At 69.2% G+C, this 17,937-nt stretch carries 15 protein-coding genes; 2 read left to right on the top strand and 13 right to left on the bottom strand.

What is annotated here, in order from left to right:
• Nucleotides 1–2 precede the first annotated feature (2 nt).
• A complete protein-coding gene (locus tag MUU77_RS02040) occupies nucleotides 3–1,433 on the bottom strand; it encodes a dihydrolipoyllysine-residue acetyltransferase (protein WP_245091053.1) in 1,431 nt (476 codons plus the stop codon).
• Nucleotides 1,434–1,708: 275 nt separating this feature from the next.
• Between MUU77_RS02040 and MUU77_RS02035 the strand changes: the two genes are divergently transcribed.
• Nucleotides 1,709–2,467 carry a hypothetical protein gene (locus tag MUU77_RS02035; RefSeq protein WP_245091052.1) on the top strand — a complete coding sequence of 253 codons (759 nt, stop codon included), beginning with the start codon at nucleotides 1,709–1,711 and terminating at the stop codon, nucleotides 2,465–2,467.
• Here MUU77_RS02035 and MUU77_RS02030 read toward each other — a convergent pair.
• The 10 genes from MUU77_RS02030 to MUU77_RS01985 all read right to left on the bottom strand — a co-directional run bounded on the left by MUU77_RS02030 (nucleotide 2,429) and on the right by MUU77_RS01985 (nucleotide 15,315).
• Entirely contained in the window at nucleotides 2,429–2,983 is a 555-nt protein-coding gene (locus tag MUU77_RS02030) for a DNA-deoxyinosine glycosylase (protein ID WP_245091051.1), read from the bottom strand. The genes MUU77_RS02035 and MUU77_RS02030 overlap by 39 nt on opposite strands.
• A 3-nt stretch (nucleotides 2,984–2,986) precedes the next feature.
• The gene (locus MUU77_RS02025; protein ID WP_245091042.1) at nucleotides 2,987–3,442 is read right to left on the bottom strand and encodes a DMT family transporter; all 456 of its coding nucleotides are present in this window, start codon (nucleotides 3,440–3,442) and stop codon (nucleotides 2,987–2,989) included.
• A gap of 45 nt (nucleotides 3,443–3,487) precedes the next feature.
• Nucleotides 3,488–4,558, bottom strand: a complete 1,071-nt coding sequence (locus MUU77_RS02020) for an alpha/beta hydrolase (RefSeq protein ID WP_245091041.1) — start codon at nucleotides 4,556–4,558, stop codon at nucleotides 3,488–3,490.
• Complete coding sequence (locus MUU77_RS02015) at nucleotides 4,555–6,624, bottom strand: hypothetical protein (RefSeq protein ID WP_245091032.1); 2,070 nt, start codon at nucleotides 6,622–6,624, stop codon at nucleotides 4,555–4,557. The genes MUU77_RS02020 and MUU77_RS02015 overlap by 4 nt, the downstream gene beginning before the upstream one ends.
• The gene (locus tag MUU77_RS02010) at nucleotides 6,621–7,874 is read right to left on the bottom strand and encodes an MFS transporter (protein WP_245091030.1); all 1,254 of its coding nucleotides are present in this window, start codon (nucleotides 7,872–7,874) and stop codon (nucleotides 6,621–6,623) included. Before MUU77_RS02010 ends, MUU77_RS02015 begins: the two co-directional genes overlap by 4 nt.
• A gap of 123 nt (nucleotides 7,875–7,997) precedes the next feature.
• Nucleotides 7,998–10,499 (bottom strand): TonB-dependent receptor, encoded by a 2,502-nt coding sequence (locus MUU77_RS02005; protein ID WP_245091028.1) that lies wholly within the window; start codon nucleotides 10,497–10,499, stop codon nucleotides 7,998–8,000.
• A gap of 73 nt (nucleotides 10,500–10,572) precedes the next feature.
• Nucleotides 10,573–13,587 carry a beta-phosphoglucomutase gene (gene pgmB / locus MUU77_RS02000; protein ID WP_245091026.1) on the bottom strand — a complete coding sequence of 1,005 codons (3,015 nt, stop codon included), beginning with the start codon at nucleotides 13,585–13,587 and terminating at the stop codon, nucleotides 10,573–10,575.
• A 239-nt stretch (nucleotides 13,588–13,826) separates the two neighbouring features.
• Nucleotides 13,827–13,964 (bottom strand): hypothetical protein, encoded by a 138-nt coding sequence (locus MUU77_RS01995; RefSeq protein WP_245091024.1) that lies wholly within the window; start codon nucleotides 13,962–13,964, stop codon nucleotides 13,827–13,829.
• Nucleotides 13,952–14,860 carry a substrate-binding domain-containing protein gene (locus MUU77_RS01990; RefSeq protein WP_245091022.1) on the bottom strand — a complete coding sequence of 303 codons (909 nt, stop codon included), beginning with the start codon at nucleotides 14,858–14,860 and terminating at the stop codon, nucleotides 13,952–13,954. The genes MUU77_RS01995 and MUU77_RS01990 overlap by 13 nt, the downstream gene beginning before the upstream one ends.
• A 5-nt stretch (nucleotides 14,861–14,865) precedes the next feature.
• Nucleotides 14,866–15,315, bottom strand: a complete 450-nt coding sequence (locus MUU77_RS01985; protein WP_245091020.1) for a DUF1801 domain-containing protein — start codon at nucleotides 15,313–15,315, stop codon at nucleotides 14,866–14,868.
• A 313-nt stretch (nucleotides 15,316–15,628) separates the two neighbouring features.
• Here MUU77_RS01985 and MUU77_RS01980 point away from each other — a divergent pair, with 313 nt between their 5' ends.
• Nucleotides 15,629–16,261: an OmpW family outer membrane protein gene (locus tag MUU77_RS01980; RefSeq protein ID WP_245091018.1), complete on the top strand. Its 633-nt coding sequence runs from the start codon at nucleotides 15,629–15,631 to the stop codon at nucleotides 16,259–16,261.
• 71 nt (nucleotides 16,262–16,332) lie between these two features.
• Here the strand turns inward: MUU77_RS01980 and MUU77_RS01975 are convergent, their stop codons facing one another.
• Nucleotides 16,333–16,890, bottom strand: a complete 558-nt coding sequence (locus tag MUU77_RS01975) for a DUF1453 domain-containing protein (protein WP_245091016.1) — start codon at nucleotides 16,888–16,890, stop codon at nucleotides 16,333–16,335.
• 33 nt (nucleotides 16,891–16,923) lie between these two features.
• Nucleotides 16,924–17,913, bottom strand: a complete 990-nt coding sequence (locus tag MUU77_RS01970) for an MBL fold metallo-hydrolase (RefSeq protein WP_245091014.1) — start codon at nucleotides 17,911–17,913, stop codon at nucleotides 16,924–16,926.
• Nucleotides 17,914–17,937 lie beyond the last annotated feature (24 nt).

Below are 17,937 nucleotides of genomic sequence, written 5' to 3'. Positions count from 1 at the left end.
GTTCAGAGCAGCACGCGGCGCATGTCGGCCAGCAGCTGGGCCAGGTAGGCGGTGAAGCGCGCGGCGGCGGCGCCGTCGATCACGCGGTGGTCGTAGCTCAGCGAAAGCGGCAGCATCAGGCGTGGCTGGAACTGCTTGCCGTCCCACACCGGCTGGATCGAGGACTTGGACACCCCCAGGATGGCCACTTCCGGCGCATTGACGATGGGCGTGAACGCCACGCCGCCGATGCCGCCCAGCGAGGAGATCGAGAAGCAGCCGCCGGACATCTCGGCCGGGCCCAGCTTGCCTTCGCGCGCCTTCTTGGCCAGCTCGCCGCTTTCCTGCGCGATTTCGTTGACGCCCTTCTTGTCGACGTCGCGGATCACCGGCACGACCAGGCCGTTCGGCGTGTCGGCGGCGAAGCCGATGTGGAAGTACTTCTTCAGCGTGAGGTTCTCCCCGCTGGCGTCGAGCGAGGCGTTGAAGTCGGGGAATTTCTTCAGTGCCGAAACACTGGCCTTCATCAGGAAGGCGAGCATGGTGAGCTTGATGCCCGCCTTCTCGTTTTCCTTGTTCAGCGCCACCCGCAGCGCTTCCAGGTCGGTGATGTCGGCGTGGTCGTGCTGGGTGACGTGCGGGATCATCGCCCAGTTGCGCGCCAGGTTGGCGCCGGAGATCTTCTTGATGCGCGACAGCGCGACGACTTCGGTCTCGCCGAACTTGCTGAAGTCCACCTTCGGCCACGGCAGCAGGTTGAGCCCGCCACCGGCTGCGCCGGTTGCGCCCGCCGCGGCGGGCGGTGCGGCCACGCCCCCGGCCAGCGCGCCCTTGACGTACTTCTGCACGTCTTCCTTGCTGATGCGGCCACCGCGCTCGCTGCCCGTCACCTGGTTGAGGTCCACGCCCAGTTCGCGCGCGAACAGGCGCACGGCCGGGCTGGCGTAGGCGACCTTCTCCGGCAGCACGCGGTCGGCATTGAATTCGACCGGCGGCGTGCGCGGCGGCGAGGCTTCCGGGTCGATGCCCGGCTTGTCGTCCAGTACACGCGAGGCCGCGGGCGCCACGGCCGGGGCGGCGCGCTCCTGCGCGATTTCGCGCTGGGCGATCTTGTCGGGGGTCGGCGATACCGCGACCGGCTCGACCTTCGCGCCGGTTTCGGCGGTCCGCGTCGGGGCGGCCGCGGCGGCCGGCGCTGCCTCGGCCGCGCCTTCGCCGACTTCGATCAGCGCCACCACGGCGCCTTCGGCGATCTCGTCGCCCAGCTTGACCTTGATTTCCTTCACCACGCCGGCGAAGGCGGAAGGGACTTCCATCGTGGCCTTGTCCGACTCCAGCGTGACCAGGCCCTGGTCCTTCTTCACCGTGTCGCCCACGGCCACCAGGATCTCGATCACCGGCACGCCGTCGTAGTCGCCGATATCGGGGACTTTGGCTTCCTTGATGTCGGACATGGCGTTACTCCGGTGATGGCGTGAAGAAGGGGACCCCTATTGTGTCCGCAGCAGCGCCATGCGCCAACCATCCATTTCGGCCCACGGCTGTCTCCACCGGGACATCGGGCCCCGCATCATGCGCAGTGGTATCGCTTTGGTCGGGCGGCAATGTGAGTCTGCGCCGGCAGTACGCACCCGCATTGTTCATCCGCCGCGCCCTGCCGCGCGTATCTGGATGCGGCGTTCACAGGCCCGTATCTAGCATCGCCCCCCATCCGTACGAGGAGATTCCCATGCGCTGGCTTGTCCTGCTGTTGTCGCTCGCCATGCCCGCCGTGTCGTGGTTTTCCCAGCAGGGCGTATTCGGTCCCACCAATGGCGCCCTCTCGGACCGCTACCCCACGCTCATCGTCGCGGCGGGTTACGCCTTCGCCGTCTGGGGCCTGATCTTCCTGTGGGACGTCGCCTTCGGCGCCTGGCAGGCGTTTTCGAAGCGATCCAGGGCGGCCCCGCTGGATCACGTCCGCCCCTGGGCCGCAGGCGGCTTCGCGCTGACGGCGGCGTGGATGCCGGTGTTCTCGCAGCAACTGTTCTGGCTGGCGCTGCTGGTCATCTGGGCGGCGCTCGGGTGCCTGCTGGCCTGCGCGCTCCGGTTGTCGGCGGCACGAAGCGAAGTGCCCGGCCTGACCGCATGGGCCTGGGCGCCGCTGTCGCTGCATGCGGGCTGGCTGTCGATGGCCGCCTTCCTCAACACCGCGCAGGTGATCGTGGCTTACCGGCTGCTGCCGACCGATGCCATGCTGGCATGGACGCTGGTGCTGTTCGTTGCGGCCGCGGTGCTGCTGCTGTGGGCCAACCACCGCATGCGCGGCAACCTGCCGTTCGCGGCAGCCGCCCTGTGGGCATTGGCGGCGGTGTACGTGAAGCAGTCCGGCTGGCGCCTCCACGGCAGCGATACCGCCGCGCTCGTCGCGCTCGTCGTGGCCCTGGTGCTGGCGGCGCAGACCGTCTGGCTACGCCTGCGCCCGCAGCCCCGTCCCGCCGTGGGCTGATCCCTCCCGCCACGGCGCCAGCACATTCCAGGCCTCCCGCAGCGCCTCCACCCCCATCGCGGCATGCGCCGGGCTGGTGGAAGGCAGCGCGATACGCTGCACGGGCTGGCGGAGCTGGGGCAACTGCGGCTCGACATGGCGGCGGAACAGCGAGGCCGCCGTGGCGCCATTGAACGCGATCACGCGCAGTTGGCCCAACGAGGCGATCAAGGGCACGAGCGCATTGGGCCGCTCGCTGCCGCGCACGATCGCGCTGTCCAGGCTGCCGGCGCGCCGGCATTGGCCAATCACGTCCCACAGGCCGATGCCGGCCCGCTGCAGCGCGACCAGCCGTTCTTCGTACGTCGCTCCTGCCGCGACGCCGGCCAGCGTGGCCATCACCGGCCAGAAGCGGTTGCGCGGGTGCGCGTAGTAGCGGCCCGCCTGGATCGACGCCGCGCCCGGCATCGATCCCAATACCAGCACCCGACAATCGGACGCGACCACCGGCGGAAGACCGGTCAGTACCTCATCCATGCGTCAGCCGCCCGCGGCCTGCCAGGGCTTCACCACCAGCACCGCACCCGCCACCACCAACAGCAGTCCGACGATGCGGAGCGCATCGACGGGCTGTCGCGCGTGCAGCACGCCGTAATGGTCCAGAACGACGGACCCCACCAGTTGTCCGGCCACCACCAGGCAGATCAGCGACGCGGCGCCCAGACGCGGCACCAGCAAGGTGGCGGAGGCCACGAACAGCGCGCCGATCGCGCCGCCCGTCCACGCCCACCATGGCACTTTGGCCAGCGCCGCAGGCACGAACACAGGCCGCGTCAGCAGCCACCATGCCAGCAGCACGCCCGTCCCGACCATGAAGGAGGCAAGCGACGCGAACACCGGACCGAACGTCTGTCGGCCCAGCGAGGCATTGATCAGTGCCTGCAATGGCAGCAGCATGCCGATGAAGAGGGCCAGGGCCACGCCGGTCGCGTTCATGGGTCGCTCCTTGAAAGGAGCGCTACGATACGCCACCGCGTGTGATCAGCGGTGTGCGTCACCCAGGTGGCGGTCGAAGAAGCGCGCGATCAGCGTGTACGCCTCCTTCGATTCCGGCAGGTCCGGGAACACCAGGAACGCATGCCACAGGCCGTCGAAGACGACGAGGTCGGCATCGACGCCCGCGCCCAGCAAACGACGGTGCATGGTGGTCAGCGAGCTGACGGAGAAGTCGCGACTGCCCGCCATCAGCAGCGTGGGCGGGAATCGCGCCAGCAACGCGGCGTCGTTGCCGGGAAAGGCGACCGGATCATCCAGGCGCGCCGTGCGCAGGTAGGGCAGGCGCTGCAGATCGCCTTGCCGCATCGGCGCGGCGCCGGTGGCGATCTGGCCCAGCGTCAGCGCATCCCCGGAGAATGGAACGCCGGTACCGCACAGGGTGGCGACCGCGCCCGGTGCAGGAAGGCCCTGGGTGAGGATGCGCGCGACGGCCTGCGCCGCCAGCATGCCCCCGGCGGAACACCCGTACAGGCCGATGTCCTGGGCGCGGTGGTCCTTCAGCAATGCGCGATAGACGGCTTCGACATCGTCGACCGCCGCGGGATACGGATGCTCCGGCGCCAGCCGGTAGTCGACGGTGACGACGGGCATCCCCGCGACCACCGCCACCGGGATGGCCTCGACGAGGGCACCGCTGCCAGCGCCCCACATGAAACCGCCGCCGTGCAGGTTGACCAGCACACGGCCCCCTTTCGTTGCGCGATGACCGCGAGGCGTCACCCTGTGCACGGACACGCCGCCCAGCGTCGTCTCGTGCACTTCGGCGTCATACGCACGGCGTACCTCGGCGAGGCGGATGTCGTTGTAACGCTGGTAGAAGCGGCGCTGTCCGGCCAGATCACCCGGATCCGGCAGGTCGCCGGCACGCGCTTCCGCCTGCAGGGCGATGAAGCGTTCGCGCGCCGGCGCGCTGGCGAACTCGCTGAACGGCAGCGGTGTCGCCGGCAATGCCAGCGTGGCCGCATCCGGGGCCGATTCATCGCCGGCCCACGCAGGTGACACCGCGGCAACGATCAGCCACAACCCGAACGCATGCACGGCCCCTCGCCGCATCATGGCCGCGCTCCTTCCATCGTTTCCATCGGCGGCGCCAGCGCCAGGAACACCGTGCTCCACAGCTGCGCCGCGTTGGATTCGTCTTCGTGCGCGCCCTGCGCACCGAACGGCTCGACGTGGTACCGGCCGTCGCGGTAGGCCCACGTCCACAGTTCGGAGGTGCGCACCGCATCGGCACCGCGGATCGCGCGCCACAGCGCCCGCTGCGCTTCGCGGAGGCGGTCGCGCGTGGCGGCCGGCAGATCGGTGCGCGCCAGCTGCCGCTGCAGGCCGGCGGCCAGCACCGCCTGCTGCCAGGCCCACACGACGGTGCCGTGGTACGCGCTGCTGCCCAGGCGCGGCCACACCGTGCGATCCGCGTAGGCCGGATTGGCCACCAGCAGGCCGACGTCGGTCATCAGGCCGGCGGGGAACGGCCGCATCAGCGCCGCCACATCGCGATCGAGCGATGCGGCATCCGGCATGCCGAACAGCAGCCGGAAGCCCTCGTCGGAATGCAACACGGGAACCGGCGTCCCTTGCGCGTCCAGTGCGATCGCGGGGAACGCCACGCCGTCCTTGCCCAGCGCGGCGACCGCGTCCGTATCCGGTACGCCCACCTCGGCGGCATAAGCGCGCACCTGCGCGGCGGCCTGCGCCTGCGGCAGGCGGACCGCGAACAGCTTGCCGGCCTCGGTTTCCCAGCGCGTGGCCTGCGTTGCCGCTGCTCGCAGTTGCTCGCGTTGCGGCGCCGTGGTGTAAGGCTCCAGCAGGCCACTGTCGAGCAGGCCGCCGATCGCGCGCAGGGACGCCGGCATCCACACGGCATTGACGTCGTAGGGATAGCGTCCGCGTCCGATACCCTCGTTGCTGTCGCGCCACTGCCCCACCGGCTTGCCGTCCTTCAAGGCGATCAGGTGCTCGTACGAGGGCGTCTTCGCGAACGCCGTGCTCCGGCCGGCGACGAACAACAGATTGCGCGCCAACGCCGCGCCCCGCGTTTCCCCGCCCTGCGTCGCCTGCAGGAAGGCCTCGGCCCGGGCGCGGCCACGGGCGTCGTCGAGCAGCCACGCGGCTGCCACCGGCGGCAGCATGTAGTCGTCGTCGATCATCCCGTAGTCGAAGATCGGCGTGGCGTCGGTGGTCCCGCGCTCCTTGCGATGCCGCAGCACGGCGAATTCGCCGATGTCCTCCTCATGCGCCACCTCGCCGCCCGGGGACAGGCGCGCCAGCACCGCGCCCAGTCCTGCCTCCACCGCGTCCGGCTGCAATACCGGCATGAGCAGGCGCACCGACATCAGCGTGTCGCGGCCGAAGTAGGTATCGAAGCGCCAGGAGCCCGCCAGGAACTTCTCTTCATAGCTCAGGAACTGCAACGCCTGCCGGCTGCGCACGTCCGCAGCGGCCTTGTCGGTGAGCAGCGCCCCGCCCGCGAACGGTGTCAGCGGCGTCTCGCCGGTAGCCGCACGCACCTGGATCTTCATGGGGGCACCGGCCACATCGGCACGCAGCACGAGCCTGCCGGCTTCCCGGACGAAGCGACCGTTCTCCACGGCCAGCACGATGCGGTAGCCCGGTGCGCCATCCAGCCGCGCACGCTCCCAGGTCACCTCGCGCGGCGTTACCGCGGGCGTCGCCTTCGTCTCGGGCGGATAGCCCTGCCCCAGCTGGTAGTCGCGCAGCACGCGCACGCTCCCCAGCACCGCGTCGGTGATCACCAGGCGTTCCGCATCCACCGTGGTCTGCGCCCGGATGCCATGCAGGGCGCCCGCCGGCGTCGACGCATCGGCGTCCACCCCGGCCAGGGTCCACTGCACCGGCGTGGCCGTTTCCTCGAACCACACGCCCACTCCACTGTTGCCTGCCGGAAACGCCACCAGCACGCGCGGCCGGGTGCCCGAACTGAGCAGCAGGTGCGCCGCCACCGGTCCGTCCTGGTAGAAGGCGTTCTGGATGCGGCCTTCGGTGATGCGGAACTGCAGCGGTGCGGCCGGCGCGGCCTCGCGCGCGAACGCGGGCGCCGCCAGCAACGCCAGCAACACCCACGCGATGCGCCCGCGCCGCAGCGCGCGTAGACACGCCCTCATCGTCCGCCTCCCACGGGGATCAGCCCGGCATCCGGCGAGCGCGTGCTGCGATCGAGCAGCACCAGCGAGCAGAGCAGCAGCGCCATCGGCACCAGCAGCAGGTAGAACGCCAGGGCGCCGTCGAAGTGCGCGAACAACTGGCCGGTAATGAACGAGCCGGTGGTGCCCCCCAGGGCCGAAAACACCACGATCAGTCCGGTCATCGCCGCATGCCGCGCCTTGGGCAGCGCGCTCAGCACCACAGAGTTGATGGTCGGATAGATCGGCGCCATCAGCAGGCCGATCAACGGGAACACGTACGCCGCGGCCGGTGCGTTGAACCAGCTCTGGTCGGCGCGCGGCTGCACGTTGGCGGCCAGCGGCAGCGCCAGCACCACCAGCAACGCCATCGCCAGCACGCAGCCGCCCAGCAGCGGGAACCAGCGCACGCGCCGCAGCAGGAAGCCGCCCCCCAGCCGACCCAGCGCCAGCGAGCCGGCGAAAATGCCGGCCGCCTGCACGCTGAGCGTGGTCGGCAGGTGCAGGATCTCGCGATTGAACGTGGGCAGCCAGGTATTGATGGCCTGTTCCATCAGCACGTAGAGGAAGGCCGACACCAGGAACACCGCCACCAGCGGACGGCCCAGCAGGCGCAGCATGTCGAGGAAGGAGCGGCCGAGGGCGTGTCCATCCAGGGCGGCGGTCTCGTCCATGCGCGCACTGGCCAGCAGCGCGACGACCCCCAGGCAGAGTCCGGCGATCACCCAGTACACGTCCAGCCAGACCGGATCGCCCGGCGCGTCGGGATTGATGAAGGCGGCGAACAGCCAGGCGCTGCCCAGGATGCCCACCATGAACCAGCCTTCCACCGTACTGGTCAGGCCGGCGTGCGCCTTCGCGTCGCCGGTGAGCAGGCCGATGCTGGAGTACACCGACACCTTCACCAGCGCGAAGCAGACGCCGACGGTGACGAACAGCAGCTTGGTCGCCCAGAACGACTGCAGGAGCGGCATCCCGGCGCATGCGGCGGCCACCAGCAGCAGGCCGAGCATCATGGCCCGGCGATAGCCCAGCCGCGGCAGCGTGGAAGCCACCAGGAACGAGGCGATGGCGATGGGCAGGTCCTTGAACGCTTCCAGCGTGGCCGCCCCCGACTTGTCCACGCCGAAGCCCTGCATCACCTGCAGGATCACCGCGCCCACCGAGTTCAGCAACATGGCGAAGATCATGTAGGTCAGGATCAACGCCAGCACCATGCGGCTTCGCTTCATCGTCCACTCCGGGCGCGCGACGTCGGCGCGCGCCTCACTGTCCACCGCCTCGGCGGCGAATGAAATCCCCCGGTGCGACGGGGGACGCCTCCCGGGAGAGGAGGGAGACGTCCCCGGCCGCGCTTACCAGCTGTACTTGGCCTGCAGGTTGACCTCGCGGCCCTCCAGCGGCCGCGCCAGCAGCACGCCACCGGCCGTGGTCGCCGAGCCGAAGATGCGCGAATTGCTCTCGGTCAGGCCCAGCTCGTTGGTCATGTTGGTGCCGCGCAGATTGAACTGCCAGTTCTCGCCCACGTTGGCGGTCACGCCGAAGTCCAGCGTCTGGTAGGAACCCAGCTGCTGCAGCCCGGACTGGTCCTGCGTGTGGTCGCCCACGTAGGTGTAGGTGATGTAGGGCGTGACGTCGCCCCACGCGGCCTCGATCCGGTAGCTCGGCGTGAACATGGCGCGGAACTTCGGCTGGCGCTGCAACTGCTGGCCTTCGATGGTGGCGCACTGGCTCGTGCCGTTGATGTCGGTGTACGGCACGCAGGCATCGTAGTCGGTGTACTCGCCATCCAGGTAGTTGGCCACCAGCTGCAGGCGCAGGTTGTCGATCGGCGTCAGTGCGCCGATGAAGTTCACGCCCACCGAATCGGAGCCGTAGATCGCCGGATCGCCCACCGGCGTGCCCAGCCCGTTGGTCGGCTGGTACAGCAGACCGGTGAACACCCGGCGGTAGGCGCTGATATCGGCGTACAGCAGCGGCGACTGGTACTTGAAGCCCACCTCGTAGTTGCGGATCTTCTGCATGGGCGGATAGTTGTCGTTGGTCGTGCCGCGGATGCCGTTGTCGAAGTCCAGGAAGTGGCCGCCGGTGTTGACGCGCCCGTAGGCCGACATGCGGTCGGTGAAGGCGTAGTTCGCGCCGGCGGTCCACGACGGGTGCGTCTTGTCGTACACGTTGCGCGCGAAGGTGCCGTTGCACACTTCCACGTTGTTGTCGTACAGGGTGTTGGGGTCGCCGTCCAGGCCGCCCGGACCGGACGAGCTGCGGTTGCACACGTTGCTGGTGGCATCCTGGTTCTCGACGCGACCGGACAGATCCAGCAGCCATTTGCCGACCCGCCAGGAATCGGACAGGTACAGCGCGGTATTGGTGGCGCTGCCGTTCTGGGCGATGTGGTAGCCGCCGAAATCGGCGAAGCCCTGGCTGTCGGTGCGCTGGTAGGTCTGCCCGCCATCGACATAGCTGACGGTGATCGGCGTGGCATTGGGCTCGTTGGTCATCAGCATCTGGTTGCCGAGGGACCACTTGTCGCTCATGGAATAGTGGTTGACGTACAGGCCGATGGTCAGCGTGTTGCCCTCGAACAGGTCCTTGCTCAGGCGGAAGTCGTTGTTGAAGGCCTTCAGTTCCTTGTGGATGTACCACCAGCCCTGCTGGATCACGCTCTGCGTCAGCGGCACCGCGCCTCCGCCTACATAGTTGGCCGTCGCAGAACCGGCCGGCAGCTGGAAACCGCCCGGCGTGCCGGCGGTGTACAGCATGTCCTGCAGCGTCGCCGGATTGTTGCCGGAGAACAACGCGTTGGTGTCCATGTCGCCCTGGGTGAACAGGAACTTGTCGCTGATCGACCAGCCGTTGCCGAACGAGTAGTCGAAGTTGCCGCCTGCGAACACCACATCGGCGCCGCGGCCGTCGGCCAGGTCCGCCTCCACCGGGCCGCCCGGGTAGTTGGGCAGGCGCACATGCTGGATGGCGCGGCTGTAGTAGGTGTCCTTCAGCGGATCGAAGCCCGGGTAGGCGCTGAAATCGTCCTTGCCGCGCTGGATCAGTGGGATGGGGGTGATGAACTGGTTCTTGTCGTTGAGGTAGCGTGCGTACAGGGTCAGCCTGCCGTTGTCGAAGTCGCGCGACAGCGTGCCGGTCAGCTGGCCGCCCTTGTCGGCCTTGAAGCCCGGGTCGCGCACGCCATCGGACTCGCGCCAGAAGCCACCGATGCTGCCGTACCAGTTTTCCGAAACCTTGAAGCCGAAGAAGCCGTCCAGCCGCCACAGGCCTTCGCTGCCGTAGGTCAGGCCCACGCTGCCGGAGGGCTCGTCGGTACCGGTCTTGAGGAAGAAGTTGGCGCTCGCGCCCATCTGGCCATCGGCGAACACCACCGACGGACCGCCCTGCAGGATCTCGACCGATTCCACCGTGTCGTCCAGGCGGAACATCGAGGTGGTCTCGAAGAACGAGAGCGTGGGCATGCCGTACAGCGGCGAGCCCATCAGCAGCGTGGAGAAGTACGGCGCATCCCCGCCGCCGGGGAAGCCGGCGATCTCGATGTTGGCGCCGGTCTGGCCGCCGGTCGATTCGGGCCACATGCCCGGGGATATCTTCAGCAGGTCGGCGGTGCTCTTCGGATTGGCCTGCCTGATCTGCTCGGCGTTGGCCGTGACGATGTTGAAGCTGGCTTCCAGCTTGCGCACGCCGCCGGCGGTGGCGGTACCGGACACCACCACGGCATCCAGCGTCGTCGCATCGCGCGGCGGGTCCGCGGGGGCGGCCTGCTGGGCCAGCACGGCGGTGGGCGCAAGAGCGGCCGCGATGGCGGCGGACAGGGCATAGCGGATCAGGTGTGGCTTGCGGTACGGCATGGTCTCTCCCTCCGGGGTACTGCATGTTGTGATGGTGGTGGTCTGCCGCCGCGGCTTCTGTGGCCACGTGCGGTCAAGGCGAAACGAACGTCCTCAGGTCGAAATCGGCGATGCGGGGGATCACGGCATCGGCATGGCGCAGCGCGCGCGCATCGCCGATGCCGATGGCGGCCATGCCCGCCGCATGGATGGCCTCGATGCCCGCGGCGGCGTCCTCCACTCCGATGCACAGCTGCGCGGGCACGCCCAGCGCGGCGGCGACATCCAGGAAGATGGCCGGATCGGGCTTGGCGCGGACGATGCGGCCGGCGTCGGCGATGTAGTCGAAGCAGTCGGCGATGCCCAGTTTCTGCAGCAGCGCCGGCGCGTTGCGGCTGGCGGACGCCAGGCCCAGCTTCAAGCCGGCCGCACGCGCCGCATCGAGCACCCCGCGCACGCCATCGAACAGGTCCTGCGGGCCCACCTTCGCGATTTCCTGCACGTAGTAGCCGTTCTTGGTGTCGGCCAACGCGCGCTTCTCGTCTGCGCTGTAGGCGCGCGGCGCACGTTCCAGGATGATCTCCAGCGATGCCATGCGGTCGACACCCTTCAGCCGCTCGTTGACCTGCAGGTCGAACGGCACGCCGATGCCATCGGCCAGCCGCTTCCAGGCCCGGTAGTGCGTATGCGCGGTGTCGGTCAGCACGCCGTCAAGGTCGAAGATCAGGGCCTGGCAGGCGCGCGGGAACACGGCTTTCGGGGGCGACGGCACGGCGAGCGGCAGCACGACCTCCCGCCCCGGTTCCAGGACCACCTCGCTCCCGGCATGCGCGAAGACCAGCAGCCCGCCCTCATCCAGCCTGTAGCGCACGCCCCGCGCATCCACGTCCACCCGCAGCGCGCAACCGCGCCAACGCAGGTTGAACCCGTAGCCCTTCCAGGCCTTGGGCAGCGTGGGCGCGAACCGCAGATGGCCACCTGCGATGCGCAGCCCGCCGAAGCCCTGCACCAGCCCCAGCCAGCTGCCCGCCATCGCCGCCATGTGCACGCCGTGGTCGGTGTTGCCGTGCAGGTCGTCCAGGTCCACGCGCAGGCTGGCGTCGAAGTAGTGCCATGCCTTCTCGTCCTGCCCCACCTCGCTGGCCAGGATGCCGTACACCGGTGCGGACAGCGTGGAGTCGTGGGTGGTGACCGCCTCGTAGTAATCGAAATCGCGGCGCTTGGTGCCCAGGTCGATGCCGTCCCCGGCCAGCACCATCGCCATCACCACGTCGGCCTGCTTGCAGACCTGGTGGCGGTAAAGGGTGAGCGGATGGTAGTCGAGCAGCAGCGGGCGGTGCGGCCCTTCGCGCCTGGGGAACGGCCAGCGCGGCTTGGCGAGGAAATCGTCGTCCTGCGGGTGGATGCCCAGCGCCTGGTCCACCGGCAGGTACATGGCATCGGCGGCGCGCTGCCACAGCGCGACCTCCCCGCCATCCAGCCCGATGCGGGCCGCCAGCGCGTGCAGGGCCTGCGGGCGGTCCGCCGACAACCGCTGCCATGCATCCACCGCGCGCTGCAGGTGCCGCTGCGCCATGCGGTTGGTGTACCAGTTGTTGTTGACCAGCGTGGTGTATTCGTCGGGCCCGGTCACCTCGTGGATGCAGAACGCACCGCCGAGCCGCGGATTGAAGTGGCCCGCCTGCGGCCAGATGCGCGCGGTCTCGAAAAGAATCTCGGCGCCAGCCTCGCTGAGGAAGTCGAGATCATCGCTGGCGTCGAGATAAAGCCCGATCCCATAGGCGATGGCGGCATTGATGTGGTACGCCGCCGAACCGCTGGGATAGTGCGCGGAGCATTCGCGGCCGGCGATGGTGCGCCAGGGGTACAGCGCACCGCGCGGGTGGTTCATGGCGCGCGCGGTAGCGCGCGCGCCATCCAGCGTGCGGTAGCGGTACATCAGCATCGCGCGCGCCACGTCCGGTGCGGTGAACGCCATGACCGGCAACACGAAGGCTTCGGTATCCCAGAAGCAATGGCCCTCGTAGCCTTCGCCGGTGATGCCCTTGGCCGCGGTGCCATTGATGCCGTCGCGGCCGGCGGACTGCAGCAGGTGGAACAGGTTGAAGCGCAGGGCCAGTTCCGCCGCCGGATCGCCGTCCACCGACAGGCCGGCGCGCTGCCAGAACGCCCGCATCGTGTCGGCCTGCGCGCCGGCGATGCCGTCGAATCCGTCGCGCAGCGCCCGTGCCAGCACCGCGTCCACGCCATCGCCCGCCTGGCCGTTGCCATCGTCGTAGGCGACGTACTTCTCGATCACGACCGAGGCGCCAGCGGTCAGCGTCGCAGCGAAGCGCTGTTCCACCCTGCCCTCGCCCGCGTGCGCGGCGGTGGCCACCATGCCCGGCGACAGGCGGTGCCGCTGGGCGCAGACCAGAGCGACACCGCTGTGATGGGTCCGCTGGGTCAGTCGCGCGCCTTCGGCATCCGCCTGCTCTTGGGCCACCTGCAGTCCCTTGCCGCCATGCACGCCGATGCGCGGGTCGTCGCCCTGCTGCACCGCCTGGCGCCCGGTCTCGATCGACGAGCACAAGGTCAGCGGCCCCGTGTAGTCGATGGATGCGACTTCGAAACGGATCGCCAGCAAGGCCCGCTCGGCGAGCGGCACCACGCGGCGCGCCCGGATTTCCAGGGTATGCCCCTGCGCGGTCTTCAGGCGCAGGCGGCGGACGAGTGCGCCGGCAGCCAGATCCAGCGTGCGCTCGAAGTCCAGCCATTCGGCCTGGTGCAGGCGCAGCGGCGCATCGCCGATCTGCAGCCGGATGTGCTTGCCCTCGGCCACCGGCACGCGCGTATCGGTGCTGCGGGTGAAGCCGGGGAAGCGCTCGTGGTAGTGGATCGGGTTCTGTTCGAACACGCTGGACAGGAAGGTGCCGTCGCTGGCGCTGTCGGCTTCTTCCAGTGCACCGCGCACGCCCAGCGTGCCGTTGGCGAGGGCGAACAGGGTTTCGTCGCGCGCCGCACGCGCAGGGTCGAACGCCCGCTGGGTCAGCCGCCAGGGATCGGCCAGGCCTGCGCCCGATGCCGTGTCCCCCTCCGATGTGTCCGTCCGCCTCTGTTCCACCGACATCCTCTCATCCACCCGTTGCGGCCGTGGCGACACCACGGCGGGGGCACGCTAGAAGTCGTTGTTATCGATGTCAAGTTATCGATGTCAGCACGCTGTCGCCCCGGCTCCAAGGCCTGGCCGAGCGGGCTCCGGAGGCGGACAAAGTCCTTTCAATTCAACGTGCTGGGTGCGCGCCGCGCACCGGGCGGCACGGCCGGATGTCCACCGGGTGGACGCTGCAATGCAGCAGCGCAACGCGCTCAGGTCGTGCGAACGACCAGATGGGTCGGCAGGGTCTCCGAGACCGCGTCCTCGCCCTCGATCAGGGCGCGCACCTTGCGGGCCAGCAGGACGCCGGCGTCCAGGAAGTTCTGGTGCACCGAGGTCAGGGGCGGCACGTAGGTCGCGCCGAGGGGGAGTCGTCGTAGCCGATCACCGAGACGTCCTCCGGCACCCGCCGGCCGCGCTCGATCAGCGCGCGGATCGCGCCGATGGCCAGCAGGTCGCTGGCGGCGAACAACGCATCGACCTGCGGGTGCGCCTGCAGCAGGGCGTGCACCGCATCGGCTCCCGCACCGACGGTGAAGCTGGAAACGGTCGGCGCGATCGGCGTGATGCCGTGCCGCGCGAGCGCGGTGCTGAAGCCCTCCAGGCGCTCGGCGAATTCGCCGTGCGCGGGATCGCCGAGGAAGGCCGGACGGCTCCGGCCCAGCGCGATGAAACGCTCGGCGGCCAGCGCGCCGCCGCGCCGGTTGTCGCTGCCCACCACGATCTGCGATTCGTGCCGGCTCACCGCGCCCCACACCACCATCGGCCGTCCCCAGCGCTGCACTTCGTGCATGGCATCCTCGTGCGCGCCCTGGCCGAGCAGGATCACGCCGTCGGCGGCCCGCACGTTCGGCAATGCACCGCCCTGCAGCGAGGTCAGCAGCACGCTGTAGCCGGTGGAGGTGAGTTCCTGGGTGATGCCCCCCAGCAGGTCCAGCGGGTAAGGGCCGGACATCTGCCGCTCGACGGTGGGCTTCATTTCCACCACCACGGCCACGGTCATGCTGCGGCGGAGCTTGAGGTTGCGCGCACTCACGTTGAAGGCGTAGCCGTACTGCTGCGCCACCTCACGCACCCGGGCGCGGGTTTCCGCGTTCACCAGCGGGCTGTCGCGCAGCGCGCGCGAGACGGTGATCGCGGATACGCCGGCCACCTTCGCCAGGTCCGCCATCGTCAGGTGGTCGCCCGGCGTGGGCAGGTCGGTCCGGGCACGCCCGGTGCGCGACTTTCGTTTTGCGGGGGGCATGCGGGTCACTTCCGTGCGCGGCTGGCCTGGTATTGTGCAATATGCGCGTCCACCGGCGTGGAGGCGACCACGCCACCGATGACCTCGGGCAGCAGGTCGTCCAGCGCTTTGAAACGCAGGCAGCTCTTGCCCATGTCCAGCGCCTTGCCGGCATCGGCGTACGCGTTGCGCAGCGCCACGTCCTGGGTGGAGTTGGCGTAGCACGCCATCAGGTACAGCGCGTAGTACTGCTTCTGTGCGGCCAGCGCCACGTACGCCAGCGGCTGCCTGTTGTAGGTGGCGGGGTAACGCGAGAGCGGGATCTGCCAACTGATCATGCCCCAGCTCATCGCCTCCACATAGCCTGCGGGCAGATGCCGGTTGACCAGGTCGCGTACCGCCGACACCACGGCCCGGCGGTCCTCCGGAAGCTCCTTCAGGTAGTCGTCGACCGTCTTCGCCTTGCTGCTCGCCATGCGGGCCACTCCGTTTGCGCGAACAGTAGCGCAGCCGCGGCCCCGCGTCATGACGTGCGCCGCCGCCTCGGTGCGCCAGGATATCGCATGGATCACTGAACGAAGGCGCCGCGTGCGCTCAGCCACATGCACACACCGTGAAATGCGGGCGCAGGAAGAGGATATTTCCGCGGTGTTTGCGATCGGTTCACGTCGCGCAGCAGGAGATATTCATGCAGGGGTGGTTACGGTGCGCTCGCCCTGACGGCGACGGCGCATCACCCATCGCACCGCACGGAGGGGACATAAGAAAACAGAATCAGGAGATTCCTGCATGAAATCCATTCGTACCCTCACCATTGCCCTGGCTTCCCTCATTGCCATGCCTGCGCTGGCGCAGGATGCAACGACCGACACGACATCCGATGCCGCCAGCAAGCGCTTCGCCGTGGTCGGCGGCGCCGCCATCCTCAAGCCCGATCGCGATCCCGCGCCCGGCCTGAAGATCGACGGCGACGTCGCGCCGGTGATCAGCGCCAGCTGGTATGCGACCCCGAACATCGCCGTTGAACTGTGGGGCGCCGCCGACAAGTTCAACCACCGTGTGCGCGCCGATGGCACCGGCAAGATCGGCACCGTGGACCAGCAGCCCATCGCGCTGAGCGGCCAGTACCACTTCGGCACCGCCGACCAGGTGATGCGCCCGTTCGTGGGCCTGGGCTACTACGAGTCCAACTTCAGCAACGAGACCATCGGCGGCGACGGCGCCCACATCGGCCTGGAGACCGCCAAGGGCGCCATCGCCACCGCGGGCGTGGACTTCAACATCAACCAGACCTGGTTCGCGCGCGCGGATGCCCGCTACATGAAGGGCGACGCCGGCGTGCGCGTGGCCGGCCAGGGCACCGGTGAAGAACTGACGATCGACCCGTGGGTCGTGGGTGTGGGTATCGGCGCACGCTTCTGATCCATCGCTCCCTTGCGCCGATACGGCGGCGGGCTTCCCGGGCCCGCCGCCTTTTCTTGCGGGCGGATGGATCACCGCATGCCGTGACCGCGCAGGCGCTGCAGTCGCGCGACGCGCCACTTCACGCCCCACGCATAGACCAGGTAATAGCCCAGCAGCAGGCCGGCCACCGCCAACAGGCTGCCATGCCCGCTCAGCAGCGCATGGGTCGCCGGCATGCCACCGCGCTGCCAGTACTGCGCCATCTGCACGAACCCCAGCACGATGCGCCCGGCCACGATGGCGACCAGCAACAGGGCCAGCCAGGCATTGGGCTGGTAGAAGACGCCCTGCGGTGCGACCTCCCAGCGCGTGAGGCCTACGCCCAGCAGGCCGAGCAGGCTGCCCGCAGCCAATCCCAGGCCCGCGCCGGCCAGGCTGTCCGGCCACCAGAACAGGCCGAACGCGCTGACCGCCATGAAGATCGCCACCGATACCAGCAGGCTCCATGCGTTGAGCGCCAGCAGCCAGCTGCGGGCCATGCGGCGCGCCCGTCCATAGCGGTAGCGCTGCCATAGCGAGAGCGGGAGCAGCAGCGCCCACAGGGCGAGCAGCAGGAAAACGAACAGCAGGACCAGGACGATGGGCATGGCCGCATCATGCCTGAAGGCAGGTCAGCCGCATCATCGCGGGCAATACGGCGGACGCTCGGGTCGGCCGCGCAGGCGTTGGGGCAGGTAGTACTCCTGCAACAGTTGCCGTGCGTGCGCATGCTGCGCCACGGGCACCAGGTCGCCGACATCGGCAAGCCAGGCGTCGGTGCAGGCGGCGTCACTGCCGGGTCCGGCTGCGCACGCCAGCAAGCGGCCGAACGCGGTGCGATAACGCTGGAAGTCCGCCCGCCCCATCGGCTCGCCGTGGCCGGGCACCAGCACCTCGAACGGAACACCCTCCAGCGATGCGAGTCCTTCCGCCCACGCCCCGGGACAGGCGGTGTCCAGCAGCGGCACGGGCAAGGTCACCAGATCACCGGCGACCAGCACGCGCGCGCGTGGATCGAACAGCCACACATCGCCACCGCTGACCGCATCGCGCCGCAGCCCCAGGCGCAGCGCTCGTCCATCGAGGGTCCGCATGCCGTCCGCGTCCACCGGATGGGTCGGCTCGAACGCACGCGCGCCGTCGATGCGTGCGATCTCTTCGCGCCATGCCGGCGCCTGCGGATCGTCCACGTGCTCGCGCAGCAGGGTCTCGAGTTGGGCCCGGTAGCGCGCGAGGAATCCGTTCCGCTCGACCGTCGCCTGCCTGCTCGCATGCACCTGGAGCTGCGGGTGCGCTGCCCGCAACGGAAGATTGCCGCCCACGTGGTCGAGGTGCCAGTGCGTATTGACCACCGCGACCAGCGGGGCGCCGCTGCCTTGCACGAAGGCCTCGATGGCCGCCGCATGGGCAGGATGCCGGCCGGTATCGACGACGACCCAGCCGGTCCTGCCGCGCAGCATTACGCTGTTGCCATCGGGCTGCTCCCCGCCGACGAAGCGTCCGCGGATGAAGTACACGTCCGTCGCGACGCGCCTGGCGCTCGTGTCCGCCGGCGGCACCCCCTTCGGCTCCGGCGCGCACGCGCACAGCAGAGGCAGCACGGCGGCAAGACAGTGCCTTCGCAAGCTCATCGTGACTCCTCCAGGTGGCACGGC

The sequence above is a fragment of the Pseudoxanthomonas sp. F37 genome (genome assembly GCF_022965755.1).
Lineage (GTDB): Bacteria > Pseudomonadota > Gammaproteobacteria > Xanthomonadales > Xanthomonadaceae > Pseudoxanthomonas_A.
Note: the sequence above shows the minus strand (reverse complement) of the source record. Positions and strands in the feature narration are given on the sequence as shown.

Excerpts from the sequence above, each read along its gene's own strand:
- MUU77_RS02035 (WP_245091052.1), top strand. The coding sequence starts at position 1,709 with ATGCGCTGGCTTGTCCTGCTGTTGTCGCTCGCCATGCCCGCCGTGTCG.
- MUU77_RS02030 (WP_245091051.1), bottom strand. The coding sequence starts at position 2,983 with ATGGATGAGGTACTGACCGGTCTTCCGCCGGTGGTCGCGTCCGATTGT.
- MUU77_RS01970 (WP_245091014.1), bottom strand. The coding sequence starts at position 17,913 with ATGAGCTTGCGAAGGCACTGTCTTGCCGCCGTGCTGCCTCTGCTGTGC.
- MUU77_RS02015 (WP_245091032.1), bottom strand. The coding sequence starts at position 6,624 with ATGAGGGCGTGTCTACGCGCGCTGCGGCGCGGGCGCATCGCGTGGGTG.
- MUU77_RS02020 (WP_245091041.1), bottom strand. The coding sequence starts at position 4,558 with ATGATGCGGCGAGGGGCCGTGCATGCGTTCGGGTTGTGGCTGATCGTT.
- MUU77_RS02040 (WP_245091053.1), bottom strand. The coding sequence starts at position 1,433 with ATGTCCGACATCAAGGAAGCCAAAGTCCCCGATATCGGCGACTACGAC.
- MUU77_RS02025 (WP_245091042.1), bottom strand. The coding sequence starts at position 3,442 with ATGAACGCGACCGGCGTGGCCCTGGCCCTCTTCATCGGCATGCTGCTG.
- MUU77_RS01980 (WP_245091018.1), top strand. The coding sequence starts at position 15,629 with ATGAAATCCATTCGTACCCTCACCATTGCCCTGGCTTCCCTCATTGCC.
- MUU77_RS01975 (WP_245091016.1), bottom strand. The coding sequence starts at position 16,890 with ATGCCCATCGTCCTGGTCCTGCTGTTCGTTTTCCTGCTGCTCGCCCTG.
- pgmB (WP_245091026.1), bottom strand. The coding sequence starts at position 13,587 with ATGTCGGTGGAACAGAGGCGGACGGACACATCGGAGGGGGACACGGCA.
- MUU77_RS02010 (WP_245091030.1), bottom strand. The coding sequence starts at position 7,874 with ATGAAGCGAAGCCGCATGGTGCTGGCGTTGATCCTGACCTACATGATC.
- MUU77_RS01990 (WP_245091022.1), bottom strand. The coding sequence starts at position 14,860 with ATGCCCCCCGCAAAACGAAAGTCGCGCACCGGGCGTGCCCGGACCGAC.
- MUU77_RS01985 (WP_245091020.1), bottom strand. The coding sequence starts at position 15,315 with ATGGCGAGCAGCAAGGCGAAGACGGTCGACGACTACCTGAAGGAGCTT.
- MUU77_RS02005 (WP_245091028.1), bottom strand. The coding sequence starts at position 10,499 with ATGCCGTACCGCAAGCCACACCTGATCCGCTATGCCCTGTCCGCCGCC.